General features: G+C 45.5%; 2 protein-coding genes. Both read left to right on the plus strand.

All coding sequences use genetic code 11. From position 1 onward, the window contains the following. Positions 1 to 80: 80 nt before the first annotated feature. Entirely contained in the window at positions 81 to 368 is a 288-nt protein-coding gene (locus AC3WRW_RS32990) for a transposase (RefSeq protein ID WP_492550437.1), read from the plus strand. An 11-nt stretch (positions 369 to 379) separates the two neighbouring features. Then, positions 380 to 1,002, plus strand: a 623-nt coding sequence (locus tag AC3WRW_RS32995) for an IS3 family transposase (RefSeq protein ID WP_492550438.1), incomplete at its 3' end; no start/stop codon positions are given.

Here is a 1,002-nt window from a genome sequence, read left to right on the forward strand (position 1 = left end):
TGATGGTAGACTTTTCTGTATACACACACTAAGGAACAACCTTTATAATAAATACAACAATAAAGGTTAGAGGTGTGGGCATGGGAGATATCCGCGAAAGTTATGATGAAGAGTTTAAACGTAAAACGATTGAACACATGGAATCGAGCGGCAAGAGACCCATTGACATTGCGCGCGAGCTAAATATTCCTAAAAGTACCTTAAGCCGCTGGATCAAACAGTACGGTTCAGGTGCGGCAGTACCACAGCATCAAGTATTTGTGGACCATGAACGACTAAAGAAATTGGAACAATTAACACGTGAACTCCAAGAGGAAAATGAAATCTTAAAAAAGGCGATGCACTTCTTCACAAAGGACCCGCGCTGATCTATCCGTTTATTCGTAAACACCGCTTCCAGTACCGGGTCGAGAAGTTGTGCACTGTCATGCAAGTATCTAGAAGCGGATTTTACAAGTGGTTAAAACGGAAGCCAAGCCCTCGCGACAAGCAGAGAAAGCAGCTCAAGAAGCGTATACGGGATATTTTCTTTCGCTCTAAAAAACGCTATGGCAGCCCTAGAATTACAGCTGTGCTGCATGAAGAAGGCATGACGATATCTTCCAAAACAGTCGCCCGTCTAATGAAAGAGATGAAACTAAAATCTTGCATGGCGCGAAAGTACAAAGCTACCACCAATTCCAAACACTCCATGCCTGTGCACGAGAACACGCTAAATCGCCAGTTTAAGGTTCTCGCACCTAACAAGGTCTGGGTGACGGATATTACCTACATTCGCACTCGCGAAGGCTGGTTGTATTTAGCTAGCGTTATGGACTTGTTTTCCCGTAAAATCGTTGGTTGGTCTACGGGAGCCCGCATGACACAAGAGTTAGTGCTGGATGCCTTGGACATGGCCTACAAGCGGCAGAAGCCTATGCCAGGCTTGTTACATCACTCCGATCGTGGCTCGCAGTACGCCTGTGCAGAGTACCAAAAACGGCTAGCCAAATACAAAATGGT

It is taken from the genome of Paenibacillus sp. FW126-R14 (assembly GCF_058789495.1).

Bases quoted from the DNA above. Each gene is read 5' to 3' on its own strand.
- AC3WRW_RS32990 (WP_492550437.1), top strand. From the start codon at position 81: ATGGGAGATATCCGCGAAAGTTATGATGAAGAGTTTAAACGTAAAACG.